We start from the raw sequence: 25874 nt of genomic DNA, 5'->3' as shown, positions 1-25874 counted from the left end.
AATGAGAAAGAGGTTCCTTCGTCTAATATTTATCGTAGTCCTGTTTATTGGAATAAGCCTCTGGAGTTCCGCATCGCTATCCGTGTCCGCAGCAGATGTCTGTACTCCTGCAAATAATGAGCAGCAGACGAATGCTGCCGCCTCATCGCCAACCGACTCCCCCTGTAATGAACATGCGGGTCATGAGGCTCCAGATCCGGCTGCAACCGCTCCCGGGGATCAGTTGACCGATGAGCAGGCCGGGTGGCTGCTTACAGGTGTCATTGCTTTATTTCTCATTATCGTCGTCATATGGCGCCAGCATGCTTTCAAGTCGAAGCGTTAGCTGCCAAAGGAGTGGCGCAGCTTAATGATAGGGCTGCATCGTTATGCCGCAGACGCGAACAATAGCCAGCGTGCATTTTAGCTATCTGCGGCCTCATGTTTTATTTTTCTATTAAATGATGGACAAGCTTAATGATAAGACGAAATGCAACCGTTTGGACGCATCTGCCGTATAAGTAGTGCTCTGTGTAAGACAGGCGGAAAGGAAGAGATTAAACATGGCCATTCGTTCAGGAAAAAGCATACTTTTAATCATTGGAATGTTATTATTAGGAGGATGCTCGTTATTTGAGGAAGCCAAGCAGACGGTCAATTCCGTATCAAACTCGGCCGAATATGTGACGGGAGCAGCAACGTACATGCAGACGCTGACAAATTTCAGCGAGCAGGCGACGCAGCTTGCGGAGCAAGCCGTAAACGATGCGAGTGCACGCGCTGATTATAAAGAACAGCTGGTAGCTGTGCAGGAGTCCATCAAGCAGTTTGGCGAGCTGCACGCGCCGGATTTTGCCAAGGACGTCCATCAGTCCGTGGTCGATTATAATTTGAAGCTGCAGGAAAGCATTGATGCGGTGCTGAAGCAGATCGAAGACGGCAAAGCATTGATTGACGCAACGGAAATTCCAAATACGATTAACAAAATCAACGAGCTGTTAAATCAAGTGAATCAACTTCAGCAGCTGGTATCGTAACGGTAAAGAGAGGAAGAGTGGAAGATGAAAGTAAATATTTTGCATGCTAGCATGACGAACTCCAAGGAATCCGGTTTCGTAGGCAAGGTTCATTTTGAAGTAGAGGGCCAGACGAACCAATACGAAATTACCCTTCATAGCCGCAAGGCGACAGAGTGGGGCTACGGTTTGTTTTTTCTGAATGAATCGGGCAAGGAAGAAGATCTTTTGGCGGTTGAGGATGAGCTGGAAGAGGACGATGAACTGTTTGATTCCCTCGTGAATGCAGCTTGGGAAACGCTTGAGAAGAAATAAATAGCTCCGGTAAAAAATAGAGCTGGTGTCAGCCTGGACATGCTGTCCGTGCTTGCGCCGGCTCTATTTGCGCCAAGGCTGATGGCATAAACGCACTTGTCGATCATACAATCTAATGTTATCATTAAGATTACAATTTAATAGGAAGGGAATAAGTGTCAGCAGGCGCCAAAGCGCCCAAGTTGACTTAATAGGGAAGTCGGTGAGAGACCGGCGCGGACCCGCCACTGTATGAAGCGTCCTAACGCTTCAAAGCCAGGAGACCTGCTTATTTCAACGACACTGTAAACCTACGTGGATATTAGGAAGGTGTTAGAGATTGGATGGCCCTTCGCTGTCTGCGTTTAACAAGGACATTGGTCTTTTCAAGCATTTCTAACACATATCGTTAGAGGTGCTTTTTTTGTTGGATAGAAATTGTAAATTGCTACATAGAAGGAGTTGGGCATCAATGAGTGAAGCAGGCGTCGGCAAGCTGTTAATTATCGGATTCGGCCCAGGGAGCTTCGAGCATATTACGAAACGCGCCCGTGAAGCGATTCAGGAGAGCGATATTGTCATCGGCTACAACACGTATGTCGACTTGATTCGGGAGCTAATCAGCGATCAGGCGATTGTGCGTACGGGGATGACAGAGGAGGTCAGCCGGGCGCAGGAAGCGGTGCGCCAAGCGGAGAACGGCAAGAAGGTAGCCGTTATATCAAGCGGCGATGCGGGCGTATACGGCATGGCAGGACTCGTGTATGAGGTGCTGATTGAGAAAGGCTGGAAGCGTAATGGCGGGGTAGAGGTTGAAGTGATTCCCGGCATTTCTGCCATTAACTCGACAGCATCCCTGCTTGGCGCGCCGATAATGCATGATGCTTGCACGATCAGCCTGAGCGATCATTTGACGCCTTGGGAGCTGATTGCGCGCAGGGTAGAAGCGGCCGGACAAGCGGATTTCGTCATTGCGCTTTATAACCCGCGCAGCGGCAGAAGAACGCGGCAAATCGTGGAGACTCAGCGGATTTTGCTCAAATACCGCTCGCCAGATACGCCGGTAGGCATTGTGAAAAGCGCGTACCGCGACCGTGAAGACATTGTCGTGACGACGCTTGCCCGTATGCTTGACCATGATATCGGCATGCTGACAACAGTCGTCATCGGCAACTCGACGACCGTCAATTATGACGGGCTAATGATTACGCCGCGCGGCTATCAGCGCAAATATACGCTTGGCGAAGGCGCGCAGCCTTTGAAGCCCCACCAGCGTCTGCAAGAGAAGAATGAGCCGTGGGCGCTTCATACGGCAGGAATGCCTGAGCTTCCAGCGGACGGGGGCTATCGTGCGGATGAATATGACGCGACGGACCAGCTGCTCGAGCGGGAGGAGCCGCAGGCGGTTGCGCCAGATGAACCGAGAAATGATAATGGACAGGGCGGCGGAGTGGCGGTTGCAGTAGCCCCCCCGGTTGCGCCCGTGAAGCCGGCCCCAGCCCCAATAAATACAGCCGTTTCAATGAGGGCAGAGGCTGCCCCGGCACCTGCAGTATCGCCTCTGCATTTGGCGATGGAAGCGGTTCTCCTGAATGATCGCAGCAAGGGGATCGAGCCTAGTGCGGCGTTTGGCGCAGTATCGAGCCCTATGCCTGTGTTTGCGCAGCAATCGGTACTTGAGTTTGCCGTAAGCCCAGGTGTCGCGACAAAAAACTTCACGCCCCAGCAGCTCGTAGCATTGGCGCAGGCTGTTGGCGAGAAGGGTTCGATTGAATATACGCCGCATCATCATTTGCTGGTGCGGATTCCAACATCGGACCCGGACAGTGTGACGGCGAAGCTGCGCGCGGATGGGCTCAGCCTAGCTCCAATCGGTGATGTACTGCAATTGAAGGCTTGCGATTTTTGCAATCTGGAGAAGGCGGAATCGGTGCCTTATGCCGATGAGCTGCAAGACAAGATCGGCGGCATGGCAATGCCGAAGGAGCTGCGTGTCGGGTTCAATGGCTGCGGCATGGCATGTTATGGCGCAGTTAACGAGGATATCGGCATCGTGTATCGCCGTGGCAAATTCGATTTGTTCCTCGGCGGCAAAACCGTCGGCCGCAACGCGCATGCCGCGCAGCCGGTTGCCGAAGGCATTGCCGTCGACGAAATCGTGCCACTGATTGAACGCATTATTGCGCTTTATAAATCGGAAGGCCATCCGAATGAGCGCTTTCATAAATTTTTCAAACGAATGGGTCAAATAGAAGGCTATCGCTATCAGGAGCTGCCTGTTTTTCATATCGAAGACGCATTGTGCGGAGACTAGCGACAGCAAGGGAGATGAAGGAAGATGGATGCGGTTTTGTTTGTAGGGCACGGAAGCCGGGATGAGAGAGGCAATGAAGAGGTACGCGAGTTTGTCGCCTCTGTAGCTTCAACACTGAAAGCAGATTTGGTAGAGCTGTGCTTTCTGGAGTTTGTCACGCCGACGATGAAGCAGGGCTTTGATATTTGCGTATCAAAAGGGGCGACCCGGATCGCCGTCATTCCGATTACGTTATTTTCGGCAGGGCATGCAAAGCTGCATATGCCAGCAGCAATTGATGAGGCAAAGCTGCGTTACCCAGCTGTAAATATTATTTATGGACGGCCAATTGGCGTCCACGATCAGGTGCTGGAAATTTTGACCTCCCGCCTTGGCGAAGCGGTTGCCGCAGAGGAAAGCGAGCTTGCGGATACGGCCATTTTGATCGTCGGCCGGGGCAGCAGCGATGCGGATGCGAACAGTGAGCTATTCAAAATTTCCCGCTTGTTCTGGGAGCGTCTAAAAGTGAAATGGGTCGAAACCGCCTTTATTGGCGTTACGGCACCTTTGATGGATGAAGGAGTAGAGCGCTGCCTCAAGCTGGGCGCGCGCAAAGTCATTATACTGCCTTATTTCCTGTTTACCGGTGTCTTAATTAAACGGATGGAAGCGGCGATGGAGCAATATACGGCTGCATATCCGGATACGGAATTTGTGCTTGCAGAATATTTCGGCTTCCACCCGCTGCTTAAAGAGATTTTGAAAGACCGCGCAGCAGAAGCGCTGCAGGACGAAGTGAAGATGAACTGCGATATGTGCCAGTTCCGCCTGCAAGCGATGAAAGATCATGACCATCACCACCACCATGATCACGATCACGACCATCACGACCACCACCATGATCATCATGATCACGACCATGGTCATGAACACCATGCACACGACCACGGCCATGACCATCGTCACGATCATGATCACCATGCGCATGATCACGGCCATGACCATCGTCACGATCATGATCACCATGCGCATGATCACGAGCATCATGAGGGCCATACGCACGAGCATAATCATGACCAACATGACCATGATCACCACGAGCACGAGCATCTTGAAATCGGTGAGCTTGCTGCCGATGATGCCAAGGAAGATTCGCAGAAGAAAAATGATCCGTCCAAGGCGGCTACGCTTGTCGGGGAGGGTTAAGCGATGATTTTTATGCTATGTGGAACAAGCGATGCGAGGGAGCTCGCCGTGCAAATTAAGGCGCAGGGCTATAGCGTGCTGACTTCGGTTGTGACCGACAGTGCGGCAAGCAGCTTGAAGGAAGCCGGACTTGACGTGCGAGTAGGTCGGCTGACCGCAGACGAGATGGCCGCTTACCTGAAGGAAAATCAGGTACAGGCTGTCGTTGATGCCAGCCATCCTTTTGCCGAGGAGGCGCATCGCAATGCGATGGCGGCGGCCGAGCAAGCATCGGTGCCATATATTCGCTATGAGCGCGAGAGCCTGACCTTTGATGGACAGCCGCTGATTCAGTATGCGGATGATTATGCCGAAGCAGCCGAAATGGCGGCTGCCAAGGGCGGCGTCGTGATGCTGACGACAGGCAGCAAAACGCTCCAGGTTTTTACCGAGCGTCTGCTAGGCTTGCCTGACGTTACGCTAATCGCCCGTATGCTGCCGCGCCTTGACAATATGGAGAAATGCGAAGCGCTGGGACTGCCGCAAAAGCATATCGTTGCGATGCAGGGTCCATTTTCCAAAGCGCTCAACCGCGCTCTTTATGAGCAATTCGGCGTGACGCTGATGATTACGAAGGAGAGCGGCAAAGTTGGCTCTGTGGACGAGAAGCTGGAAGCTGCGCTTGAAATGGGTATTGAGACGATTATTATTGGGCGCCCTAAGCTTGCCTATGGGCATGTTTTTTCGCGCTTTGACGAAATAAGTGATACATTAAAGGAAATGTTGAAATAAATAAACGTTAGATCAAGATTGAAGGAGCTGAGCGAAAAACATGGATTTTATGACGGATTTTAAACCGCTTACTGTACAGCCGCAGGAAATTGAAGCACGCAGCTTTGAAATGATTACCGAGGAGCTTGGGGAGCACCCGTTCACGGATGAGCAATATGCCGTTGTCCAGCGCGTTATTCATGCTTCGGCAGACTTTGAGCTGGGGCGCAGCATGATGTTCCATAAGGATGCGGTTCAGGCGGGCATTAAAGCGATCCTTGCGGGCAAGCCTGTCGTTGCCGATGTGCAGATGGTTCAGGTTGGCATCAGCAAGCCGCGCATTGAGAAGTTTGGCGGCGACGTGCGCGTATACATATCGGATGCAGATGTAATGGAGGAGGCGAAGCGCCTCAATACGACGCGGGCGATTATTTCCATTCGCAAGGCGATTCGTGAAGCGGACGGCGGTATTTATGCGATTGGAAACGCACCTACGGCGCTGCTGGAGCTAATTAGACTGGTGAAAAATGGCGAAGCCAAGCCTGGCCTTATCGTTGGCGTGCCTGTCGGCTTCGTATCGGCAGCAGAATCGAAGGAGGAGCTTGCCAAGCTGGACATTCCGTTCATTACGAATCTCGGACGAAAGGGCGGGAGCCCGGTTGCCGTGGCTGCGGTTAACGCGATTTCCCTGCTGGCAGAGCGCCAAGTGTAAAAAGCGTGGACAAGAAAGAGGATAAGCCGCTTCGCCATGGCTATACGACAGGCTCGTGTGCGACTGCCGCGACGAAAGCGGCGCTGACAGCGCTGATTTTGCGCGAGCAGCAGACCGAGTCGGAAATTGTGCTGCCGATTGGCGAGCGGGTCACTTTTACCATTGTAAGCTGTGAGCTGACCGGAGATTCCGCAATAGCAGAAGTTATTAAGGATGGCGGCGATGATCCGGATGCTACGCATGGCGCGAGCATTTTTTCGGAGGTCAAATGGCATGACGGCGAAGGTGTTTTGCTAGATGGCGGCATTGGGGTTGGACGGGTAACGAAGCCTGGCCTGCCCGTGCCGGTTGGCGAAGCCGCCATTAATCCGGTGCCGCGCCGCATGATTCATGAAGCGGTGGAAGAGGTGCTGCGCTGCTTCGAGCTGGAGGGGCGGGGCGTAAGCGTCGTCATTTCTGTGCCGGAAGGCGAGCGGATCGCGCTCAAAACGTTAAATGGGCGCCTCGGCATTTTAGGCGGAATTTCCATACTCGGGACGAGAGGCACCGTTGTGCCATTCTCGACCTCAGCATATAAAGCGAGCGTCGCGCAAGCGATTAATGTCGCAGCCGTCAGCGGCTGCGACCATCTTGTTTTATCGACAGGTGGCCGAACGGAAAAGTTTGGGATGGAGCTGTATCCCGATTTGCCGGAGGAGGCTTTTATCGAGATGGGCGATTTTATCGGCTTTTCGCTGAAAATGGCCCGAAACAAGCATATTCGCAAAGTAACGCTAGTCGGCATGATGGGCAAGTTTTCGAAGGTGGCACAGGGCGTCATGATGGTGCATTCCAAAAGCGCGCCTGTCGACTTTGGCTTTCTCGCTGAAATAGCAGAATATGCAGCTGTTCCCGAAGGCCTTTTGGAAGAAATTCGCGGCGCGAACACCGCCTCACAGGTTGGAGATATGATGCAGGAGCGCGGCATCGATGCTTTTTTCGAACGGATGAGCGAGCTGTGCTGCTATCACAGCAAGAAGGAAGCTGGCGGGCAGCTTATCGTCGAGACGGTCATTATATCGATGAAAGCCCAGCTGTTAGGAAGAGCTGAACAATAGCGTTTTTAAGCTGCATTTAAGCTGCACGGCAGCAAAGGATCGGGGGAGATAGGCTTGGGGAACAAAATCAAAATGATCGGCATTGGCGATGACGGAGCGTCAGGCTTGCCGTCGCTTTATGAAGGCTGGATTCAAGAGAGTGAAGTACTAGTTGGCGGCGAGCGCCATTTAGCCTTTTTTCCACAATATGCGGGCGAGAAAATGGTCATTAAAGGCGGCCTGGCTGACCTGGCAAAGCAGCTGCAGGCGGAGAGCAGACGGACGGTCATTCTCGCTTCCGGCGATCCGTTGTTTTATGGCATTGGCGGTTATTTGGCCGGCAAGGTGGAGCTGGACATTTATCCGGCGCACAGCTCGGTGCAGCTTGCATTTGCGCGAATGGGCGAAAGCTGGCATGATGCGCTGCTGACAAGCGTTCACGGCAAGAGCATCAAGGGGCTGGCGCAGCGTATCGACGGCAAAGCGAAGATTGCGCTGCTGACCGACGATAAGAACAACCCCAGCGTTATTGCCCGCTACTTGCTCGACTTTGGCATGACTGAATATAAAGCTTTTTTGGCTGAAAATTTAGGTGGAGCGGATGAGCGCACGGGGTGGTATGAGCTGGGCGAGCTTGCGGAGGCGGAATTTTCTCCGCTGAATGTATTGATTTTGAAGCGTGTAGGGCCGAGCCCTTCGTGGCCGCTAGGTATTGCTGATAGCGAATTTGCCCAGCGGAAGCCGGACAAAGGGCTAATTACCAAACGTGAAATCCGCGTGCTTAGCCTTGCGGCTATGCAGCTCAGGGAGACGAGCACGGTTTGGGATATTGGCACGTGCACAGGCTCCATGGCGATTGAGGCTGCACGGATTGCCCGCCAAGGCGATGTATATGCCATTGAGAAGAACGAAGGCGATCTTGCCAATTGTGTGGAGAATGCCCGGAAATTCAGAACCGACCTGACGACGCGGCTGGGACGCGCGCCTGTTGGTCTGGACACATTCGCTGATCCCGATGCTGTATTTATCGGCGGCAGCGGCGGCGAGCTGCGCGAGCTGCTGCATATTTGCTGCACGCGGCTCAAGGAAGGCGGACGCATCGTCGTGAATGCGGCAACGATTGAGACGATGGGCAAAGCGATGAGCGCTTTTGAGGATGAAGGCTTTAAAACCGATATTACGCTGGCGCAGCTGTCGCGCAGCAAACCGATACTCGATTTGACGCGTTTTGATGCGCTTAATCCGATTTTTCTAATTACGGCTTGGAAGCAGCCAGAGACACTCACCGAGGAGGAAAGCAGCAATGACTAAGCTCGGCAAATTATATGGAATTGGAATTGGACCAGGGGACCCGGAGCTGATTACGGTTAAAGCTTTTCGGCTTATGAAGGAATGCCCGGTTATCGCGTACCCGCGTAAAAAGATGGGCGCCAAAAGCTACGCGCTGACGATAGCTGAACTGTATGTAAATGCAGCGGAGAAGGAAATGCTCGGACTGACCTTTCCGATGACGAAGGATCGCGAATCGCTGGAGCGCCAGTGGGAGAAGACGGTGCAGCAGGTATGGCAGCCGATTAGCGAAGGCCGCGATGTGGCGTTCGTTACGGAAGGTGATCCGATGATCTACAGCACCTATATCCACCTGATGCGGCTTATGCGCGAGCGCCACCCAGAAGTGGAAATGCAGGCGATTCCCGGCATTTCTTCGTTTAATGCGTCGGCTTCCCGCCTTGGCATTCCGCTTGCCGACGGCGATGAGCATGTGGCGATTGTTCCGGCAACGCCAAGCTATGAAGCGATGCGTACGGCAATTGAGCGCCATGACTGCGTCGTATTCATTAAAGTGGCGAAAGTGCTGGACTTGATGCTGACCGTATTGCGCGACCTGAAGCTGGTTAAGAACGCTTATGTGTTGACGAAGGTTACATCATCCGAGGAGCAGGTATGGATGGATGTCGAAGAGCTGCAAGGGCGCGAGCTTGAATACTTGACATTAATGGTGGTGAGAAAATGATCGTACATATTATTGGAGCGGGTCCCGGCGATCCCGATCTCATTACAGTAAAAGGGCTCAAGCTGCTGCAAGCGGCAGATGTCGTTATGTATACCGATTCGCTTGTTAATGAAGAGCTGATTGCGAAAGCCAAGCCCGAAGCCGAGGTGCTGAAAAGCGCCGGCATGGATTTGGACGAAATGGTTGGCATCATCGTAGACCGGGTAAAGCAGGGGAAAAGCGTAGCACGCATCCATACTGGCGACCCAGCGATGTATGGGGCTATTTTGGAGCAGATGGTGCTGCTTAAACGCGAAGGCATCCATTGTGAAATCGTGCCGGGCGTTAGCTCGGTATTCGCTGCCGCTGCTGCGGTTGGGGCTGAGCTGACGATACCTGACCTGACGCAAACGGTCATTTTGACACGGGCAGAAGGACGGACACCTGTGCCTGAGCTGGAGAAGCTGAAGGATTTGGCGGCGCATCGCTGTACGATTGCGCTCTTCCTCAGCGCTACGCTGACGCGCAAAGTGGTGCAGGAATTTAAAGATGCCGGCTGGGAAGACGAGACGCCAATCGCTGTCGTTCGCCGAGCGAGCTGGCCGGATCAATTAATTATCCGCACAACGCTTGCGGAGCTTGACAATGCGATGCGCGAGCATGGCATTCGTGCGCATGCGATGATTTTGGCCGGCTGGGCGCTTGATCCGGAGCTGCACAACAAGGACGCGCACCGTTCGAAGCTGTATGACAAAACGTTCACGCACCGCTTCCGCAGAGGAGTGAAGCCGGAATGAGCGCGATCATTCAGCTGGAAGAAGGCGTCATCCCGGAAATTCGCCAGAAGCACGAATATGCGGTAGTTGCGATTACGAAGCATGGCGTGCAGACAGGCAGACGGCTGCTGGAAAATATGGGCGCAGTCGACTTGTATTATATGGGCAAATTCGAAGCAGGCGATGAACAAAGCCGCGGCATTCAGCTGTTTAATGGCTCGGTGCGCATGCTGTTTCCTGCATTGTTTCCGAAATATAAAGGAATTATTTGTATCATATCGCTTGGCGCAGTTGTGCGAATGATTGCTCCATTGCTGCAGGACAAGAAGAAGGACCCCGGCATCGTCGTTATTGATGATAAGGGGGAGCATGTCATCAGCGTGCTGTCCGGCCATCTCGGCGGAGCGAATGAGCTGACGCGGGAGACGGCAGCAGCTATTGGCGCGCGTCCAGTGCTGACGACGGCATCGGATGTACAGCGTACGCTGCCAGTCGATTTGTTCGGGCGGCGCTTTGGCTGGGAGTGGGAAAGCGATGCAAAGCTGACACCTGTCAGCGCTGCTGTCGTCAATGAAGAGCCCGTTGCCATTGTGCAGGAGTCAGGCGAGCGGAACTGGTGGATGCATGATACACCGATGCCTCCTAATCTAGTTATTTACGACTCCATTGCCGCAGCGGAGGCGGCCGCGCCTAATGCGGCGCTCATAGTCACGCACCGCCTGTTGGAGGCAGATGAGCAGAAGCTGCTGGATAACGGCGTGCTTTATCGTCCGAAGGTGCTGGCGCTTGGCGTGGGCTGCAATCGGGGAACGCCAGCAGAGGAAATCGAGGCGGTTATCGTTTCTGCTTTGGAAGGCATTCGGGCTTCGATTCGGAGCGTCAAGGCGATTTGCACCATTGATCTCAAAAAGGATGAAGAAGGTCTGCTTGCGGTATGCGCCAAATACGGCTGGCCGCTGGTGACGTATACGCCTGCGGAGCTGAACGAAGAGGAAATCAGCGAGCCCTCCGAAACGGTATTTAAATTTACTGGAGCTTACGGAGTAAGCGAGCCTGCGGTAAAGCGTTATACGAAAAACAATGAGCTGCTGCTGGGCAAGCAAAAATCCGGCAATGTCACGATTTCAATTGGGCTTATTCCATTCGCATAAGCCGTGCAGCACTGCTTTTTTTAAAATATAGGAAAGTATATGATTGCTCGATCCTTTCTCTATATTTCTCGAATGAAACGCGCTGTGCCGCTAGATAGAGGACGGCGACAGCCGTTTCACCTTGCCACAAGTCCTTAAAGAAAGGAATTCACACGTTATGACGATAGCAACGCAAAAAAGAATCATTATTGCCGGAACGGGCAGCGGAGTTGGCAAAACGACGACTACCGTCGGGCTGATGGCTGCTTTAGCGCGCAGAGGACTAGCGGTACAAGGCTTCAAGAGCGGGCCCGATTACATTGATCCGACCTATCATACGGCGGCGACAGGACGGCAGTCACGCAATCTGGACAGCTGGATGTGTCCGCCCGCTACGGTGAAGGAAATATATTCGCGTGCTGCGAGCACGGCGGATATTTCAATCATTGAAGGTGTGATGGGCTTATATGATGGCAAAAATCCGCTTTCGAACGAAGGCAGCACCGCTGAGCTTGCCGTGCTGCTGGACTGTCCCGTGCTGCTGGTCGTCAACTGCCAAAGCATGGCTCGCAGTGCGGCAGCCATTGTGAAGGGCTTTCAGGCGCTGGATGACCATGTGCGCATCGTCGGCGTCATTGTGAACAAGGTGGGCAGCGACAGCCATTATGAGATTGTGAAAGCGGCCATCGAGCAGGAGTGCGGCATTCCAGTCGTCGGTTATTTCAAGCGCAGCAGCGAGCTTCATATACCTGAGCGTCATCTGGGCTTAGTCCCTTCGATTGAGCGGGGCGAGCTGTCGCCGTTATTTGACCAGCTGGCGGCGATGTGCGAAGCGTCGGTTGATCTTGAACACGTGCTTGCGCTAGCAGAAGCGCCGGTCATTCGTGGAGCAGCAGCGGGTACTTCCTTATTCGAGAGGAGAAATCCCGAGGGCAGCGTGCGAATGGCGGTTGCCAAGGACGCGGCGTTTCATTTTTATTATCCGGATAATCTTGAGCTGCTGGAGGCGTATGGTGCCGAGCTTGTATACTTCTCGCCGCTTGCAGGGGAAGCTGTGCCGGATGAAGTGTCGGGCTTGTATATTGGCGGAGGCTTTCCAGAGGAATTTGCCGAGCAGCTGGCGCGGCAGCAGCACGTTCATCAGTCGGTGCAGGACGCTATTGCTGGCGGCATGCCAACGCTTGCCGAATGCGGCGGTTATATGTATTTAACGGAGCAGCTTACCGATACGAGCGGCAATAGCTATGCGATGGCCGGCGTGCTGCCAGGAAGCGTAGTCATGCAAGGCAAGCTTGCCGCGTTAGGCTATCGGGAGGCAAAGGGGCTGGGCGCTAATTTTCTGCTGCCGGAAGGCGACGAGGCGCGTGGACATGAATTTCATTATTCGGTTTATGTGCCCAGTACCGATAGTGAAGGACTGGAGCCGGCCTACGAGACAAAGGGCAGACGCGGCGTGAAGCAGGAAGGGGCGCAGCTCGCGCAGCTGGTCGCAGGCTATACGCACTTTCATTTTGCCTCAAATCCGCTGATGGCAGAGCGCTGGATTGCTGCATGTATGGCCTATGCTGCCCGTAAAGCATAATTTGCGCTGAAGCGCTTACACTTTTTGGAAATATAGGAAAGGATATGCTTGTTCCATCCTTTCTCTATATTTCTACGCGAAACGGAAGCTTTGCCTCCAGAGGACGGCGACAGCCGTTTACGCTTGAAATATAGGAAAGCATATGATTTTCCGATCCTTTCTCTATATTTCTACGCGAAACGGAAGCTTTGCCGCCAGAGGACGGCGACAGCCGTTTACGCTTGGCCATTTTAAACATTTCGTAACTTTTAAACGTATTGTTTCCGCTATCATAGTAACGATGAGTGACCTAAACATATAACCGGGGGATGTCCAATTACTATGATGGATTTTCAATATAAAATAAATCGTTTAAGACAAAGCGAGTCTATATGCTACACGATATGCCTAAAGCTATTACAGGACGAACAGCAGGCGGCGAAAGCGGCGGAATGGCTGCTCATGCGCCTGTTTGCAGACGAGCAGTTTTGGAAAACGTCTGATTCAGCCAGGGATCGGTATATTTTTCGGATCGCAAGCAATGCTTATTTAAATCAATCACAGATGCGCTCCTTTATGAAAACTTCATAAGGGGCGTGTTTGTTGTTAAGGGAAGGAAGCAGAGCGACTATGATCAAAACAGGCAATACACGCAGCATTACTATCGCGCTGTTCGTTGCGACCTTTCTGGCAGCGATCGAAGGGACGATCGTCAGTACGGCTATGCCGAGCATAACGCGAGAGCTGCAAGGAACCCAGCAGTATAGCTGGGTTATTTCGATTTATTTGCTAGCTACGGTCGTCACGACGCCGATTTACGGCAAGCTGTCAGACTTATTCGGCCGCAAAAATATGTTTATGATCGGGGCTGCAATTTTTTTATGCGGCTCAATGCTGTCGGGCCTTGCGCAGACGATGACGCAGCTTATTATTTTTCGCGCGATTCAAGGGCTGGGAGCTGGTGCGCTCACGACGATTCCTTATACGATCATCGGTGATTTATATGCTTTTGAGCAGCGAGCGAAGGTGCAGGGCTGGATGTCGAGCATTTGGGGAATAGCTGGTATATCGGGTCCTTTGCTGGGCGGGCTGCTAGTCGATTTTGTCTCGTGGCGGGCGATATTTTATATGAATTTGCCATTTGGCATTGTGGCGATGTTTCTGCTGGGCTCTACTTTGAAGGAAGCCTATGAGAAGCGGAAGCGATCGATTGATTATGGCGGAATTGGCACGTTTGCGGTAGGGATGTTCTGTTTTCTCTATGCCTTGACACTGCTGCGTTCAGAGACGGGCGAGCAGGGTGCCAGCTATACGGAGATCGGGCTGCTTTTTGCAGGGGCTGCGGTGCTGATGACGCTATTCTTCTACATTGAGAAGCGTGTGCAGGAGCCGCTGATACCGCTTGTTTTGTTCAAAAACCGCACCATCAGCATGGTGAATTTGCTCAGCTTTTTGCTATGCGTCGTCAATGTCGTTATTATTTTTTATTTGCCGCTCTGGCTGCAAGGCGTATATGGAAAAAGCGCTACCTATTCCGGTTTGGCGATGATTCCGCTTTCGGTCAGCTGGCCGCTCGGCTCGATTCTCGCAGGCACATGGATTTCGCGAATTGGGCTTAGAAACATAACGCTAATCAGCGCATTTTCCCTCTTATTGGGAAGTTTGGGTTTTATGTTCCTGAATGCCACGACGCCGATTGCTTGGTTTATGCTGTATATGTTTTTAACGGGCTTAAGCTTTGGGCTTGCGCTAACCAGTTGTACGATATCCGTGTCATCCGCTGTAGAGCGGCAAATGCGCGGTGCCTCGGTTGCAACGAATAACTTTATACGCACGCTCGGCCAGACAATCGGAATCGCTTTATTCGGCCTGCTGCTGCACACTGGCAGCACGAACATTATTGATCCGCTATTGCTGGAGGAAAGCTTGCACCAGATCTTTACGATTGTGGTCGTTTTGTCCCTCGTCGTCGGTGCAGTATCGCTAGCATTACCACGTATTTCTTCTGCAGAACGACAGGAAACGAAGCACGCTTCTTAAAATATTTGTCATAAATAATAGGCGGAGTGCAACTTTTCAGATTATATTGCGTCCAAACTTTTGGCGGATATGTAGAGAAATCGCAATTTATTTTGGAAAAGGAGATTCACATGCTTAAAAAAGTCAGCTTATTTGCACTCGTATTCCTTTTTGTCTTTACCTTGGCTGTGCCGATTCAGGCGGAAGCAGCGCAAAATGTCCTAGGTCAAGAGCAGCTCGTTCTGCTTCAAAAGTCGAATAAAATGTATCACAATGGCACGCTGTATACAGCTACGCAGCCGGTAACCGAGCTGAAAGGCACGACGTACGTTTCGGCGCGCTCGCTCGCAGAGCGGCTCGGCGGCAAAATCGTATACGACAAGGTAGCCAAGGAGTATGTGCTGACGACAGAAAAAAACGTGCTTCGTTATGCCATTGGCAAATCCTCCTACAATGTGAATGGAGCGGTACAGCCGTTTACTGGAGCTCCTTATAACTTGAAGGGAACGCTGATGATTCCGCTTCGTACGCTGCTGCAGCCGCAGGGCATCACGATGAAGGTGAACAAGGCGGAGAAAAAAATTACGCTGGCTTGGACGTTCAAGATTGCGCCAGTCGCAACATTTACAGTAAGTCCTAAAGTCATTTATGCAAATGAAACACAGGTGACTTATACGAACCAGGCGAGCAGCAGCACTCCCATTGTGGACGAGCGCTGGGAAGGCAATTTGTCGATGTTTGACCAGCCGGGCATGTATACGGTAACCCATTGGGTTCAAGATTCGGATGGCGTCTGGAGTGAACCATATTCGGTAACGCTTGAAGTGCTTCAACCGAATTTGCCTCCAGTAGCGAAGTTCGTCACTAACAAAACGAGCTACTTGATGGGCGAGCCAATTGAATATACCGACCTCAGCAGCGACGAAGAAAATGCGATTACGAGCACCAGCTGGACGAATAAGGAGCAAGGCTTTTTCGAGCCGGGCCCGCAGACCATTTCCTTGAAAGTAACGGACAAGCATGGGGCAAGCAATGAATATTCGCTCTCCATTATGATTGAAGATCAGGAGCTATATTCCAAGCAGGATTTTGGCATGTTATTTACGCCACCGGGAGAGCGCTTCTCGATTAATGGATCTTCCGTTCTGAATTATGATGTCATTCCTTATTCATTGACAGAGTATGGACAGCAGACGCTGCTTCGCAGCAACAGTCCAGAGCGAATTGTCAATGAAGGCGTGTATTATACGGATTCGGCTTCAGGCAACGTTCGCTTGATGTCGCATAATGTAAACAACCGTTTAAACAATGTGCGCATGTACATCGTTGCTACGAACGAGACCAATCAGGAAGCGACGGTTCAGACACAGCGCGTCGGTATTGGCGGTCCTGCGCTGTATGTATCGGCAACAGGCAAATCTTCCATTAGCAAATATTTGACCTCGCGCATGAATCCGGTCATGAACGATATTACAACGATTCCAGCGGGCGAGAGCCGTCTTATTTTGAAGCAGCTCAGCGATTTGAAAATTTCGCCGGACCGCGTATTGACGATGATGGCGGATGTTTCGACCTCAGGTCCAATCAAATTCAGCTACGTCATTATTGATGACGGCAAGGATGTTCTGTCCGAACTTCCACTGCTGCCATACTTGGAACCGGATGGCATTCACATTCGCGGCACATTCGAAAAGGCTGATCGTACGATCAACCTGACCCAGCCAGTAGGCGCACAGCCAGGCCGTATGGTATTTGGCGATAAAGTAGTGGATACACGCCTTACAACGATCGATAAGCTTACAGGTGCAACGATTTACAATGAAGGAAATTATGGCGTCGTATACGTCGTGAAGCTGTTCAATGTTCAGCCTAATACGCTCATTGCCTTGAACCCGCGTGGCGGACATTACGGCGGTGCCTTCCTCGTTAACAACAATGTTGTTCTGACGACGAATAATTCCTTCCTAGCGAACAATGGTGAGGCGGGTGTTCTGTACCGGACGGGCAGCTCATCAGAAGCGGTAACGATTGTATTCTCGCCGGCATCCGGCAGCAACTTGCCAATCAATTTGCTGTTTATGCCAATGCCAGAGAAGAAAAGCTAGCGAATGCAGCAAGCAAATTCAAGCAAAAGCATCTTTGTGTTCACAAATTTGAACACAAAGATGCTTTTTTTATTGCGATTAGGAATTTCCGAACATTAGGCAGCATCTGAACATTTATGATAGCTCGTCGATTTTGGGTAATGAGTCTTGATGTTGAATTCATAAATGAATATAAGTTGGCAATTTTACAACCCTACTACTTAAATCGGGAAATACGACAAGACTCTAGTTCGCATCTTGATTCTCGATTGATTATTTCAGTTGCAGCTAGACGCGCAATTAGCGGAGCCAGAGTAATGGCAGAATGCATCACCGTCACATAAAGTCCCTTCATCTGATTATGAAAGCCTACAATCGGATAGCCGTCCTCTGGCATTGGTCTCAACCCAACTTTGATGCTTTCCAGCTCCAATTGCTCCCCACCCTTCAGGCTGCGACGCAGCGTCTCGAAGGCACGTTTGCCCACGGCCTCGGGCCCATTTTCCTCCGAATCATCGATATAATCTTCCGCAGCTAGCAATGAATGATCGGTTAGCTGACGCGCTTCAAACTGCGCATTCGAGATTAGTGTGTGTATTAATCTACTCGAGGTCTTCATCCGAATCAGAATGGAAGGTGACGGCGTTACTGGTATGGGGAAACCTAACGGATTGCAAAGTTCGAATACGCCTGTACCCGCAGCCAATACCACAATATCAGACTCCATAAACCCCTTGGATGTATGTACGCCTATTAAGCGTGAATTTTCTTGCTGCAGTTGTGTAACGTTGGTATCAAACTGTACCTTTGCTCCGTATTCCTGTGCTTTTCTTAACAATAGTTCCGTTAATCCGATCGGATCTACTGCTCCTTCATCATTGGCAAACATCGCATCGTTCGGATACTCCTTCAGATTCGGTTCCAATGCCTCAATCTGCTCTCGGTTTAATTTTTGAAGGTGGATTTGTTCATTTAGGCTCGAATCGCCCCACGTTAATGCTCCATGCCATTGAATTTGTAATTCGGATAGCTCTTGCTGCAGTGCAAGGTATTCTTCTGAAGCACTGTCATACAAATGTCTGTACTGCGGAGCCACCCTATGTGTTGTATGTATCCAGGCAAATGATTTTTCTGTAACTTCACGAGCTGCGGTAGTGTGTCGTTCAATAACGGTTACATCCTGATTTCGTTTTGCTAGTTGATAGGCCATACAGGCTCCGACTATTCCTGCTCCTATAATTACTACTTTTTGTTTTTCCAGCAGTGACGCCCCCTTTTTCATCCTATTTTAACATAAGCATTGTATTTCAGTTAATTATAGTAGACATAAAGAATCGAGAGAACTATGCGGCAGAACGTTACATAATAGGGGATCAATCTGTTTATTTCAATAGGCTCGCATGGAAGGCGATGGAGTGGCGATTGCTGATTATACTTGAAAAGGCGAACGATAGCGCGTGTTTTTCAGTTAATTGTAAGGGGAATTTGGAACGATAGAAGCTTGCTCATGTCATATTTTACTTTGAAAGCGGTGTATTTAGTGTATTTCAGGCATTCACCCACGACAACATGTTAAGTTTAATTACATATACTATTGATAAATCGGGTTTGGTGCTTTATTATGTTATAAAACATGACTCAAACTTGAAAGAGGGCAATTCAATGACAACTATACTTATTCGCAACGCAACGATAATGACGATGAATGAACGTGGCGATATTTTTACGGGTGATTTGCTCATTCGCGGCAAGCGTATTGCTCAGATTGGCGGGGAGATCGCGGCGGATGGAGTAGATCGGATCATTGAGGCTGATGGCAAAGTTGTGTTGCCGGGCTTCGTACAAACACATATACATCTATGCCAGACGTTATTTCGCGGGCGTGCAGATGATTTGGCTTTAATTGAATGGCTGCGTGAGCGGATTTGGCCGCTAGAGGCAGCTCACAGCCCCGATTCGGTTTATTATTCCGCGATGCTGGGCATAGGCGAGCTGATCCGCAGCGGGACGACGACGATTTTGGATATGGAGACGGTGCATCATACCGAGTCGGCTTTCCAGGCGATATTAGAGAGCGGCATTCGCGCCATTTCTGGCAAGGTGATGATGGACCATGGCACGGAAGTGCCGCTGGCGCTTCAGGAAAATACAGAGCAATCGCTGCAGCAAAGCGTCGACTTGCTTGAGAAATGGAATGGCGCTGGCGACGGCCGCATCCAATATGCTTTTTGCCCAAGGTTCGTTGTGTCTTGTACAGAGGAGCTGCTCATTGGGGTACGCGATTTATCCGAGCAATATAAGGTCAAGGTGCATACCCATGCTTCCGAAAATACGGGAGAAATCGCGATTGTAGAAGCGGAACGCGGCAAGCGCAACGTCGTTTATTTGGATCATATCGGGCTGGCAAGGCCGAATTTGATTTTGGCCCACAGTATTTGGCTCGATGAGGAAGAGAAGCGGATTATTAAGGAGCGAGGCGTTAAAGTTACCCATTGCCCCGGCTCCAACATGAAGCTGGCATCGGGCATTGCGGAAATTCCCGAGCTGCTGCGCGAAGGCATCGATATTGGCATCGGGGCAGATGGCGCAGCATGCAACAACAATTTGGATATGTATCAGGAAATGCGGCTGACCGCTTTTATTCAGAAGGTGAAGCATGGCCCAACGGTCATGGATGCGCACACGGTGCTGCGGATGGCTACGATGGGCGGGGCAAAGGTGCTTGGCATGGAAGAGGATATTGGCAGCTTAGAGGAAGGCAAGCTAGCGGATTTGCAAATGCTTGATTTGGAAGACTTTCATGTGTATCCGTCCTATGATGCAGACTGGTTCTCGCGTGTTGTTTATGCGGCAACCCGCGGCGACGTGGATACCGTCATTATTGACGGACAAATCGTCATGGAGAAACGCATAATGAAGACGATTGACAAGCCGCTTGTGCTGCGGGAAGCAGACCGTTCGCTTAAGGGACTGCTGGCAAGGCTGTAGCATTTAGGCTGTAGGCCAGAACTTCATTTCATCATAACGTTTTAAAAAAGAGGCGGTGGCTGCTTGTGGATATGCACGAAGTGCTGGATTCAATTGTGAAGCTTGAGCAGCCGGCCGCGCTTGCAACGATTATACGAGTAGAGGGCCATGCTTACCGCAAGGAAGGGGCAGCCATGCTGCTGAGGCTGGATAGAACGAAGACGGGCAGTATCAGCCCAGGCTGCCTGGAGGCAGATCTACAGGAGCGGGTTAGCCGCGTGTGCTCTGCCGAAGCTTTTGAAATCATTATCTATAATATGCAGCCGGAAGAGGACATCATGTGGGGCGATACGATCGGATGTGGCGGCATTATCCATGTGCTGCTGGAGCCTGTAACGACAGCACTCAGAGATCAGCTGCTTCAAGCAAGAGAGAGGCTTCGGGCAGGAGAAGCGGTTGTTGTGAATAGAAGCTGGCCGAAGGCTGGCAATGGCAATTGCACGGGCATCGTTTATAGATTAGGGCCTGCCTCAGCGGCAAGCGAATCTCGCAATAGCTGGCAAGCTGGAGCTGATCTTATAGAAGAGGCGGGGACATTTTCGACGAAGCTGGAGCCGCGACCACGGGCGATTGTGTTTGGGGCAGGACCAGATGCGAAGGCGCTTTGCACGATGCTTCCAGGCTGCGGATTTCATGTGGTTGTGGCGGATTGGCGTACACAGATAAGCCCGGAAAGTGAGGATAATAGCTGGTTTAGCGTGGCGAGAGTAACTGGAAAGCCTGAGGAGCTTGCCTCCAAGCTGCAATTTAATAGAAATGACTTTTTCATCGTATGCAGCCATCAGCTCCACTACGATTATCAACTGATTCAGCTGGCATTGGAAGCACAGCCGATATACATCGGCGTTATGGGCTCGCGTAAGCGGATCAAGCAGTTATTTGGCGAAGGGACGCTTCCTGAAAATGTTTATGCACCGATCGGACTTTCGATACAGGCAGAGGGACCATACGAAATTGCCTTAAGCATCGTTTCCGAGCTTATACAGGTACGGGCAGCGTATCGTGCGAAAAGTAGGGAGGCGATTCGCGATGAAGGTGTCAGGCATTTATTTGGCGGCTGGCCTCAGCAGCCGGATGAAGCAGCCGAAGCTGAGGCTCCCTTTATCGCCGGGAGCAATGCTTGGCAGCCAGGCGCTTCATGCTCTATTAAATAGTGCCATTAAAAGCTGGATCGTCGTTCACCGAAGCAACGACGAACTGGAATGGCTGGACACTCCTGAACTGGAGCGGGCTTGCCGCGCAGCACAGCTGCACAAGCAAGAATGCCCGCTTTCGGCGCAGGGAATGTCCCGCTCGCTGCGCAGTGGTCTTGAAGCGCTGCTTACTCTATATCCACATACGGATGCCGTCCTGATTGCGTTAGCTGACCAGCCTTTTGTGACGGCAAGGATGGCAGTGCGCTTGGTTGAGGCGCTGGAGCACAATTCCACGCTTGATTATGCGGCATACAGCGATGGATCGGCAACGATGCCTCCGGCGCTGCTGCGAGCAACGATGTTTTCCGCTCTGGAGGAGCTTGAGGGTGACCAAGGCGCAAGACGGCTGTTTGCCTCCACAGGCAAGTATAAAGGGGCAGTACTAGATTTAAACGGGGAACAAGATTTTGCGCTTCATGATATAGATGATGAGGACAGCTTGCAGGCTGCTATAGGTTTTTGGAACAGGAGGGAGAGCGATGGCCATGGATAAACAAACGAAGCCGGAGTCTCCCGTCGTATGGCAGCCAAGTAATGCTGCGGAAGCTTGCACGCTTAAACAGCAGCTTGGCGCGGAAGGCGTTTTCGTTGCTGGCGGTACGCTGCTTCGTACGTGGTGGGAAGCGGGAACTGCCCGTATGCCTGGTCATTTGATCGATATTAGCGGTATTTCCAGCATGCAAAAGCCGATTACGCTTGCTTCCAGCAGTCATGATCGGCAAATTTGTCAGATCGGGGCGGCGGCGCTGCTGTCAGAGGTCAGAAATGACTCTCATATACGCACTCATTATTCACTGCTGGCAACTGCGATGAAAAATATCGCTGCCCCATCGATTCGGAACCTGGCTACGCTAGGCGGCAATGTGCTGTCCCGCGTAGGCGACGCACTTCCAGCGTTAATCGTATATGAGGCCATGCTCCTCTGGCACGATGGGCAAGGAGCGTTTGAGCAGCCGCTTGCAGAATGGCTGTTGGAAGCGCAGGCCAATCACGCATGGAAAAATCGTTTGCTGCTCGCCATTATTTTGCCGCCAGTCGATCTATCGGAACAGGAGGGGCAATACAGGCTGGATGTTTATCACAAGGTTGGCCGCCGCGAAGTATTCACGCCATCGATAGCAACTGTTGCGATAAGCGCCGTTGTAAGTGCCGAGCGGCATATCGTTGATTTGCGCCTTGCGGTTGGGGGCGGGCAGACGATGCCAAAGCGGCTTGAGCATACAGAGCGATTGCTGAAGGGCGGCAAGCTTGACCATTCGCTGCTCCAGACTTGTTATACGTCGGTCTTGGAACATTTTCATCCGGTAGGCGATGTGTTCGCTTCGGCAAGCTATCGCCAGAAAACCGCTGCCAATCTGATTGTGTCAGAGCTGTGGAAAGCCATGCAGTTCAAATGATAATTAAATAAGCAAGCAAGCTTATCGTTCATAGGGGAGTGGTGATAGCGATGCTGTTGAACCGCGAGACAAGTGGAAAGCGGTGGCGAATCAGGCCGGATGGGCTGGGGAAAGTAACAGGCCGCCTTGCGTATTTGACGGATATGTCGGCAGCGGGCATGCTCTATGGCCGGGTTCTGCGAAGTCCCCACCCTCATGCCCTTATCCTCAGCATTTGTACCGAGAAGGCGTTGCAGCTGGAAGGTGTCCATGCCGTGCTGACGCATCTTGATGTGCCCGGTTTGAATCGCTATGGCATTGCCCATCAGGATCAGCCTGTCTTTTGTGAAAATAAAGTTCGTTATGTCGGTGACGCGGTGGCAGCTGTAGCTGCAGAGACGGCTGAACTAGCCGAGTATGCTCTTTCTCTTATTGAGGTCGATTATGAGCTGCTGCCGATTGTTGACGATGCCGAGCAGGCGCTTTTGCAGGATGCGCCGCTGCTTCATCCGCAGGGCAATGTGCTTCACCGCAGTCAGTTTAATAGAGGGCAGCTAGGCAGCGGGTTCGCCGCCTGTGCCCATATTGTAGAGGAAACTTATTTCACGCCGAGACAGATGCACACCTATATGGAAACCGAAGGCGGCTTGTTCGTGCCCGAGGAGGATGGGCGGTTGACGGTATATTCGCCTACTCAGCATGGATTTATGGATCGTCTGCAATTGTCGCGGATTGCCGCGATGAAGCAGGAGCGAATCCGCATCGTCTCAAGCCCGATTGGCGGCTCCTTCGGCGGCAAGGACGAATTGAATGTGCAGCCTTATGGCGCGCTGCTGGCGCTAAAAACAAACCGCCCCGTCAAGCTACATCATTCTAGATGGGAATCAGTCCGCGCCGGTCTGAAACGTCATCCGATGAAAATTTCGATGAAAACCGGTACAGACGCCAGTGGCCGCCTGCTTGCCCATCAAGTACGGATCATCGCCGACACTGGCGCATACGCCACGCTGGGAGCAGAGGTGCTTAACTTTGCCGTTGAGCATGTACTTGGACCATACCGCTACGATCATGTGGAAGTAGACGGTTATTCCGTCTATACGAACAACGGAATGTCCGGTGAATTCCGCGGCTTTGGCGGAAATCAGGCGATTTTCGCACTGGAAGGGCAGCTTGATCGGCTGGCAGAAAAGCTTGGCATGGACCCTTGGAAGCTGCGGCGGATCAATATGCGTATGCCGGATGATCCAGGCCCGTTCGGCCAGCCGATCGTCGTAACCGAAGGCGCCATGCAGGTGTGGAATGCAGCTGAAGCGAGTGGCTTGTGGCAGGAAAGAGGGATGCCGGATAGGGCTGAGGAGCGCGAGCCGTGGATAAAGGTGGGCATTGGTTCAGCCTTTACCATGCACGGCGGCGGGCTTGGTGTAGGTATTCCTGATCCGGCAGGCGGCAGGCTCTCGCTGGCGGCCGATGGCCGAATTGAAGCCATATTCGGCTACGAGGAATTTGGGCAAGGCTTGCTTGCTACGCTGGAGCTGATGCTGATTGAACAGTTCGGCTTGGCTGAATCCGATATCCGAATGATTATCGGGGATACCGATCTTGTGTCCGACAGCGGCTCTACAACAGCTTCAAGAGCAACCAGCATGATGTGGAAGACGCTGCAAAATCTGAAAGCGCCGTTTACATCGCAAATGCTGGAGCGGGCGGCGAAGCTGCTGGGAAAAACAGCCGATGTGCTCGTTATGGGAGCAGGAGGCATTTATGAGGCAGAAGGCGTTTCCATGCTGCTGACGTATAAGGAACTGGCGGAGGCGGAAGGGGAGCCGATCAGCTGTTCGACTGCCTTTCAGTTCCCTACATCAGATACCCCGCGAACAGGAGCCCATTTTTTATATACGTATGCGGCCGTTGTTGTGAAGGTTGAGATCAATCAACTGACAGGACGAGTGAAGGTGCTTGACCAGTATCATGCGGTAGCGGCAGGGCCTGTCATGAATCCCCAGGGCTTTCTTGGGCAGATCGAAGGCGGCAGCAGCATGGCGCTTGGTTTTGCGGTAACGGAAGATGCGGTCATGCAGCAGGGGCAATATATGACGAAAAATTTAGATACGTATCTGGTGCCAACGATTGCGGAGCATCGCGGTACGGTCACCGTTGAGCCGATTGAGCATTTGCCGCAAGGAGATAGCTATGGTCCGCGCGGCATTGGCGAAGTAGGCTCGGTTACGCTGGCTCCGGCGATTGCAGCTGCCATTCATCAGGCGGTGGGCATCCGCGTGAAGAAGCTGCCAATTGAGCCAGAGCTGCTTCAAATGGCTTTCGCTTTTGCAGGAGAGGCGGTGAGCGAAAGATGAGCAAGCATGAAATGCTGGGAGTGACGCGGGGCACTGGGCAGTCGGAGCTGGCCTGTACCATTAATGGCGAAGAAATGAAGCTTGAAGTTGCGGGCTCCAAACGGCTGCTGAATATGCTGCGCGATGACTTGGCCCTTACAGGGACGAAGCGGTCTTGTGAAATTGGCCGCTGCGGCGCCTGCATGGTGCTGGTGGATAGCAAGCCAATTAACGCTTGCTTGACGATGGCCTACCAATGCGCGGGCAAACAGATTACGACAATTGAAGGTATAGGGGCGGCTGATGGTGGAATTGACCCTGTGCAGCGCGCTTTTCTAGAAGAGGGAGGCTTTCAGTGCGGTTATTGCACGCCTGGCATGATTATTTCGGTCAAGGCGCTGCTGGATCGAAATGCTGACCCGAGTGAGGATGAAATTGAAGAAGCACTATCCGGCAATATTTGCCGCTGCACCGGCTACGGAGGCATTAAACGGGCTGTAGAGCGGGCGATAGAGTGGAGGAGGAACGCGCCATGAAATTGGACTTATTAAATACGATGAGCCGTGAGGCATTTACGGAAGCGCTTGGCGCTATTTTTGAACATTCGCCTTGGGTGGCGGAGCTGGCATGGGAGAATAAACCCTTCCGCTCAGTTGAGCAGCTGCATGAGAGCATGGTGAACACAGCTTATACAGCGGGAGAAGAACGGGTGCTGGTGCTTATTCGCGAACATCCCGATCTGGCAACTCGAATCAGCATTGGCGAATATTCCACAAAAGAGCAGCAGGGCGCGGGACTAAGCCAATTGACGCCTGAGGAATTTGAGCAGTTTGCAGCGATGAACCGCCAGTATACGGAGAAGTTTGGTTTTCCATTTATTTTAGCGGTTCGTGGCAAAAGCAAAGCCGATATCAAGGAAGCGATGGCAGCGCGAATCGGCAACAGCCTTCAGGAGGAGCTGGAGGAGGCAAAATGGCAAATCGCCCGCATCACCTTTTTGCGCCTGAACGATTTAATAGAAGAGTGAGACTAAAAAAATCATACCAAAATTGA

Annotated in this window: 24 protein-coding genes and 1 riboswitch; of the genes, 23 read left to right on the top strand and 1 reads right to left on the bottom strand. The window is 51.9% G+C overall.

Features of this window, described 5'->3' with window-relative positions; all coding sequences use genetic code 11:
• Nucleotide 1 precedes the first annotated feature (1 nt).
• From AC50Y5_RS22940 to AC50Y5_RS22865, 16 genes are all read left to right on the top strand, one after another.
• Nucleotides 2-325, top strand: coding sequence for a hypothetical protein (locus tag AC50Y5_RS22940; protein WP_056037977.1), 324 nt, complete (start codon nucleotides 2-4; stop codon nucleotides 323-325).
• 217 nt (nucleotides 326-542) lie between these two features.
• Nucleotides 543-1016 (top strand): DUF6376 family protein, encoded by a 474-nt coding sequence (locus AC50Y5_RS22935; RefSeq protein WP_056037975.1) that lies wholly within the window; start codon nucleotides 543-545, stop codon nucleotides 1014-1016.
• A gap of 24 nt (nucleotides 1017-1040) precedes the next feature.
• Nucleotides 1041-1310 carry a hypothetical protein gene (locus AC50Y5_RS22930; RefSeq protein ID WP_046233152.1) on the top strand — a complete coding sequence of 90 codons (270 nt, stop codon included), beginning with the start codon at nucleotides 1041-1043 and terminating at the stop codon, nucleotides 1308-1310.
• A 136-nt stretch (nucleotides 1311-1446) separates the two neighbouring features.
• Nucleotides 1447-1596, top strand: a riboswitch (cobalamin riboswitch).
• A 165-nt stretch (nucleotides 1597-1761) separates the two neighbouring features.
• The gene (gene cobJ, locus AC50Y5_RS22925) at nucleotides 1762-3603 is read left to right on the top strand and encodes a precorrin-3B C(17)-methyltransferase (RefSeq protein WP_494863913.1); all 1842 of its coding nucleotides are present in this window, start codon (nucleotides 1762-1764) and stop codon (nucleotides 3601-3603) included.
• Between the two features lie 24 nt (nucleotides 3604-3627).
• Nucleotides 3628-4788: a sirohydrochlorin chelatase gene (locus AC50Y5_RS22920; protein WP_494863912.1), complete on the top strand. Its 1161-nt coding sequence runs from the start codon at nucleotides 3628-3630 to the stop codon at nucleotides 4786-4788.
• Nucleotides 4789-4791: 3 nt separating this feature from the next.
• Nucleotides 4792-5559 (top strand): precorrin-6A reductase, encoded by a 768-nt coding sequence (cobK, locus tag AC50Y5_RS22915; RefSeq protein WP_494863911.1) that lies wholly within the window; start codon nucleotides 4792-4794, stop codon nucleotides 5557-5559.
• A gap of 40 nt (nucleotides 5560-5599) precedes the next feature.
• Nucleotides 5600-6250 carry a precorrin-8X methylmutase gene (locus AC50Y5_RS22910; protein ID WP_056037965.1) on the top strand — a complete coding sequence of 217 codons (651 nt, stop codon included), beginning with the start codon at nucleotides 5600-5602 and terminating at the stop codon, nucleotides 6248-6250.
• 5 nt (nucleotides 6251-6255) lie between these two features.
• Nucleotides 6256-7347 carry a cobalt-precorrin-5B (C(1))-methyltransferase gene (locus tag AC50Y5_RS22905; protein ID WP_494863910.1) on the top strand — a complete coding sequence of 364 codons (1092 nt, stop codon included), beginning with the start codon at nucleotides 6256-6258 and terminating at the stop codon, nucleotides 7345-7347.
• Between the two features lie 72 nt (nucleotides 7348-7419).
• Nucleotides 7420-8637 (top strand): precorrin-6y C5,15-methyltransferase (decarboxylating) subunit CbiE, encoded by a 1218-nt coding sequence (gene cbiE / locus AC50Y5_RS22900; protein ID WP_494864015.1) that lies wholly within the window; start codon nucleotides 7420-7422, stop codon nucleotides 8635-8637.
• A complete protein-coding gene (gene cobI, locus AC50Y5_RS22895; RefSeq protein WP_046233157.1) occupies nucleotides 8630-9340 on the top strand; it encodes a precorrin-2 C(20)-methyltransferase in 711 nt (236 codons plus the stop codon). The genes cbiE and cobI overlap by 8 nt, the downstream gene beginning before the upstream one ends.
• A complete protein-coding gene (gene cobM, locus AC50Y5_RS22890; RefSeq protein WP_046233158.1) occupies nucleotides 9337-10116 on the top strand; it encodes a precorrin-4 C(11)-methyltransferase in 780 nt (259 codons plus the stop codon). Before cobI ends, cobM begins: the two co-directional genes overlap by 4 nt.
• Nucleotides 10113-11246, top strand: coding sequence for a cobalt-precorrin 5A hydrolase (locus tag AC50Y5_RS22885; protein WP_056037960.1), 1134 nt, complete (start codon nucleotides 10113-10115; stop codon nucleotides 11244-11246). The genes cobM and AC50Y5_RS22885 overlap by 4 nt, the downstream gene beginning before the upstream one ends.
• 157 nt (nucleotides 11247-11403) lie before the next feature.
• Nucleotides 11404-12807: a cobyrinic acid a,c-diamide synthase CobB gene (locus AC50Y5_RS22880; RefSeq protein ID WP_494863909.1), complete on the top strand. Its 1404-nt coding sequence runs from the start codon at nucleotides 11404-11406 to the stop codon at nucleotides 12805-12807.
• 321 nt (nucleotides 12808-13128) lie between these two features.
• Nucleotides 13129-13377 carry a hypothetical protein gene (locus tag AC50Y5_RS22875; protein ID WP_056037956.1) on the top strand — a complete coding sequence of 83 codons (249 nt, stop codon included), beginning with the start codon at nucleotides 13129-13131 and terminating at the stop codon, nucleotides 13375-13377.
• 39 nt (nucleotides 13378-13416) lie between these two features.
• A complete protein-coding gene (locus tag AC50Y5_RS22870) occupies nucleotides 13417-14826 on the top strand; it encodes an MDR family MFS transporter (protein ID WP_494863908.1) in 1410 nt (469 codons plus the stop codon).
• A 110-nt stretch (nucleotides 14827-14936) separates the two neighbouring features.
• Nucleotides 14937-16910, top strand: a complete 1974-nt coding sequence (locus tag AC50Y5_RS22865; RefSeq protein ID WP_494863907.1) for a copper amine oxidase N-terminal domain-containing protein — start codon at nucleotides 14937-14939, stop codon at nucleotides 16908-16910.
• Between the two features lie 196 nt (nucleotides 16911-17106).
• Here the strand turns inward: AC50Y5_RS22865 and AC50Y5_RS22860 are convergent, their stop codons facing one another.
• Nucleotides 17107-18171 (bottom strand): NAD(P)/FAD-dependent oxidoreductase, encoded by a 1065-nt coding sequence (locus AC50Y5_RS22860; protein WP_235533216.1) that lies wholly within the window; start codon nucleotides 18169-18171, stop codon nucleotides 17107-17109.
• A gap of 380 nt (nucleotides 18172-18551) precedes the next feature.
• On the opposite strand from AC50Y5_RS22860, the gene AC50Y5_RS22855 reads away from it, so the two are divergent.
• The 7 genes from AC50Y5_RS22855 (at nucleotide 18552) to uraD (ending at nucleotide 25848) form a co-directional block, all read left to right on the top strand.
• Nucleotides 18552-19877 carry a 5'-deoxyadenosine deaminase gene (locus tag AC50Y5_RS22855; RefSeq protein ID WP_494863906.1) on the top strand — a complete coding sequence of 442 codons (1326 nt, stop codon included), beginning with the start codon at nucleotides 18552-18554 and terminating at the stop codon, nucleotides 19875-19877.
• A gap of 71 nt (nucleotides 19878-19948) precedes the next feature.
• Nucleotides 19949-21070 (top strand): XdhC family protein, encoded by a 1122-nt coding sequence (locus AC50Y5_RS22850; RefSeq protein WP_494864014.1) that lies wholly within the window; start codon nucleotides 19949-19951, stop codon nucleotides 21068-21070.
• On the top strand, nucleotides 20952-21605 hold the full coding sequence (locus tag AC50Y5_RS22845; RefSeq protein ID WP_494864013.1) for a nucleotidyltransferase family protein: 654 nt from the start codon (nucleotides 20952-20954) through the stop codon (nucleotides 21603-21605). Before AC50Y5_RS22850 ends, AC50Y5_RS22845 begins: the two co-directional genes overlap by 119 nt.
• Nucleotides 21592-22509, top strand: coding sequence for an FAD binding domain-containing protein (locus tag AC50Y5_RS22840; RefSeq protein ID WP_056037940.1), 918 nt, complete (start codon nucleotides 21592-21594; stop codon nucleotides 22507-22509). The genes AC50Y5_RS22845 and AC50Y5_RS22840 overlap by 14 nt, the downstream gene beginning before the upstream one ends.
• Nucleotides 22510-22559: 50 nt before the next feature.
• On the top strand, nucleotides 22560-24842 hold the full coding sequence (gene pucD, locus AC50Y5_RS22835) for a xanthine dehydrogenase subunit D (RefSeq protein WP_494863905.1): 2283 nt from the start codon (nucleotides 22560-22562) through the stop codon (nucleotides 24840-24842).
• Complete coding sequence (locus AC50Y5_RS22830; RefSeq protein WP_494863904.1) at nucleotides 24839-25357, top strand: (2Fe-2S)-binding protein; 519 nt, start codon at nucleotides 24839-24841, stop codon at nucleotides 25355-25357. The genes pucD and AC50Y5_RS22830 overlap by 4 nt, the downstream gene beginning before the upstream one ends.
• Complete coding sequence (uraD, locus tag AC50Y5_RS22825) at nucleotides 25354-25848, top strand: 2-oxo-4-hydroxy-4-carboxy-5-ureidoimidazoline decarboxylase (RefSeq protein ID WP_056037935.1); 495 nt, start codon at nucleotides 25354-25356, stop codon at nucleotides 25846-25848. Before AC50Y5_RS22830 ends, uraD begins: the two co-directional genes overlap by 4 nt.
• The last annotated feature ends 26 nt before the right edge of the window (nucleotides 25849-25874 follow it).

The organism is Paenibacillus sp. JT22N7 (assembly GCF_059383875.1).
Note: the sequence above shows the minus strand (reverse complement) of the source record. Positions and strands in the feature narration are given on the sequence as shown.

Bases quoted from the DNA above. Each gene is read 5' to 3' on its own strand.
- uraD (WP_056037935.1), top strand. From the start codon at position 25,354: ATGAAATTGGACTTATTAAATACGATGAGCCGTGAGGCATTTACGGAA.
- AC50Y5_RS22840 (WP_056037940.1), top strand. From the start codon at position 21,592: ATGGCCATGGATAAACAAACGAAGCCGGAGTCTCCCGTCGTATGGCAG.
- pucD (WP_494863905.1), top strand. From the start codon at position 22,560: ATGCTGTTGAACCGCGAGACAAGTGGAAAGCGGTGGCGAATCAGGCCG.
- cobM (WP_046233158.1), top strand. From the start codon at position 9,337: ATGATCGTACATATTATTGGAGCGGGTCCCGGCGATCCCGATCTCATT.
- AC50Y5_RS22920 (WP_494863912.1), top strand. From the start codon at position 3,628: ATGGATGCGGTTTTGTTTGTAGGGCACGGAAGCCGGGATGAGAGAGGC.
- AC50Y5_RS22910 (WP_056037965.1), top strand. From the start codon at position 5,600: ATGGATTTTATGACGGATTTTAAACCGCTTACTGTACAGCCGCAGGAA.
- cbiE (WP_494864015.1), top strand. From the start codon at position 7,420: ATGATCGGCATTGGCGATGACGGAGCGTCAGGCTTGCCGTCGCTTTAT.
- AC50Y5_RS22850 (WP_494864014.1), top strand. From the start codon at position 19,949: ATGCACGAAGTGCTGGATTCAATTGTGAAGCTTGAGCAGCCGGCCGCG.
- cobJ (WP_494863913.1), top strand. From the start codon at position 1,762: ATGAGTGAAGCAGGCGTCGGCAAGCTGTTAATTATCGGATTCGGCCCA.
- AC50Y5_RS22940 (WP_056037977.1), top strand. From the start codon at position 2: ATGAGAAAGAGGTTCCTTCGTCTAATATTTATCGTAGTCCTGTTTATT.
- cobK (WP_494863911.1), top strand. From the start codon at position 4,792: ATGATTTTTATGCTATGTGGAACAAGCGATGCGAGGGAGCTCGCCGTG.
- AC50Y5_RS22855 (WP_494863906.1), top strand. From the start codon at position 18,552: ATGACAACTATACTTATTCGCAACGCAACGATAATGACGATGAATGAA.
- AC50Y5_RS22885 (WP_056037960.1), top strand. From the start codon at position 10,113: ATGAGCGCGATCATTCAGCTGGAAGAAGGCGTCATCCCGGAAATTCGC.
- AC50Y5_RS22880 (WP_494863909.1), top strand. From the start codon at position 11,404: ATGACGATAGCAACGCAAAAAAGAATCATTATTGCCGGAACGGGCAGC.
- AC50Y5_RS22865 (WP_494863907.1), top strand. From the start codon at position 14,937: ATGCTTAAAAAAGTCAGCTTATTTGCACTCGTATTCCTTTTTGTCTTT.
- AC50Y5_RS22870 (WP_494863908.1), top strand. From the start codon at position 13,417: ATGATCAAAACAGGCAATACACGCAGCATTACTATCGCGCTGTTCGTT.
- AC50Y5_RS22860 (WP_235533216.1), bottom strand. From the start codon at position 18,171: ATGAAAAAGGGGGCGTCACTGCTGGAAAAACAAAAAGTAGTAATTATA.
- AC50Y5_RS22930 (WP_046233152.1), top strand. From the start codon at position 1,041: ATGAAAGTAAATATTTTGCATGCTAGCATGACGAACTCCAAGGAATCC.
- AC50Y5_RS22935 (WP_056037975.1), top strand. From the start codon at position 543: ATGGCCATTCGTTCAGGAAAAAGCATACTTTTAATCATTGGAATGTTA.
- AC50Y5_RS22875 (WP_056037956.1), top strand. From the start codon at position 13,129: ATGATGGATTTTCAATATAAAATAAATCGTTTAAGACAAAGCGAGTCT.
- AC50Y5_RS22830 (WP_494863904.1), top strand. From the start codon at position 24,839: ATGAGCAAGCATGAAATGCTGGGAGTGACGCGGGGCACTGGGCAGTCG.
- cobI (WP_046233157.1), top strand. From the start codon at position 8,630: ATGACTAAGCTCGGCAAATTATATGGAATTGGAATTGGACCAGGGGAC.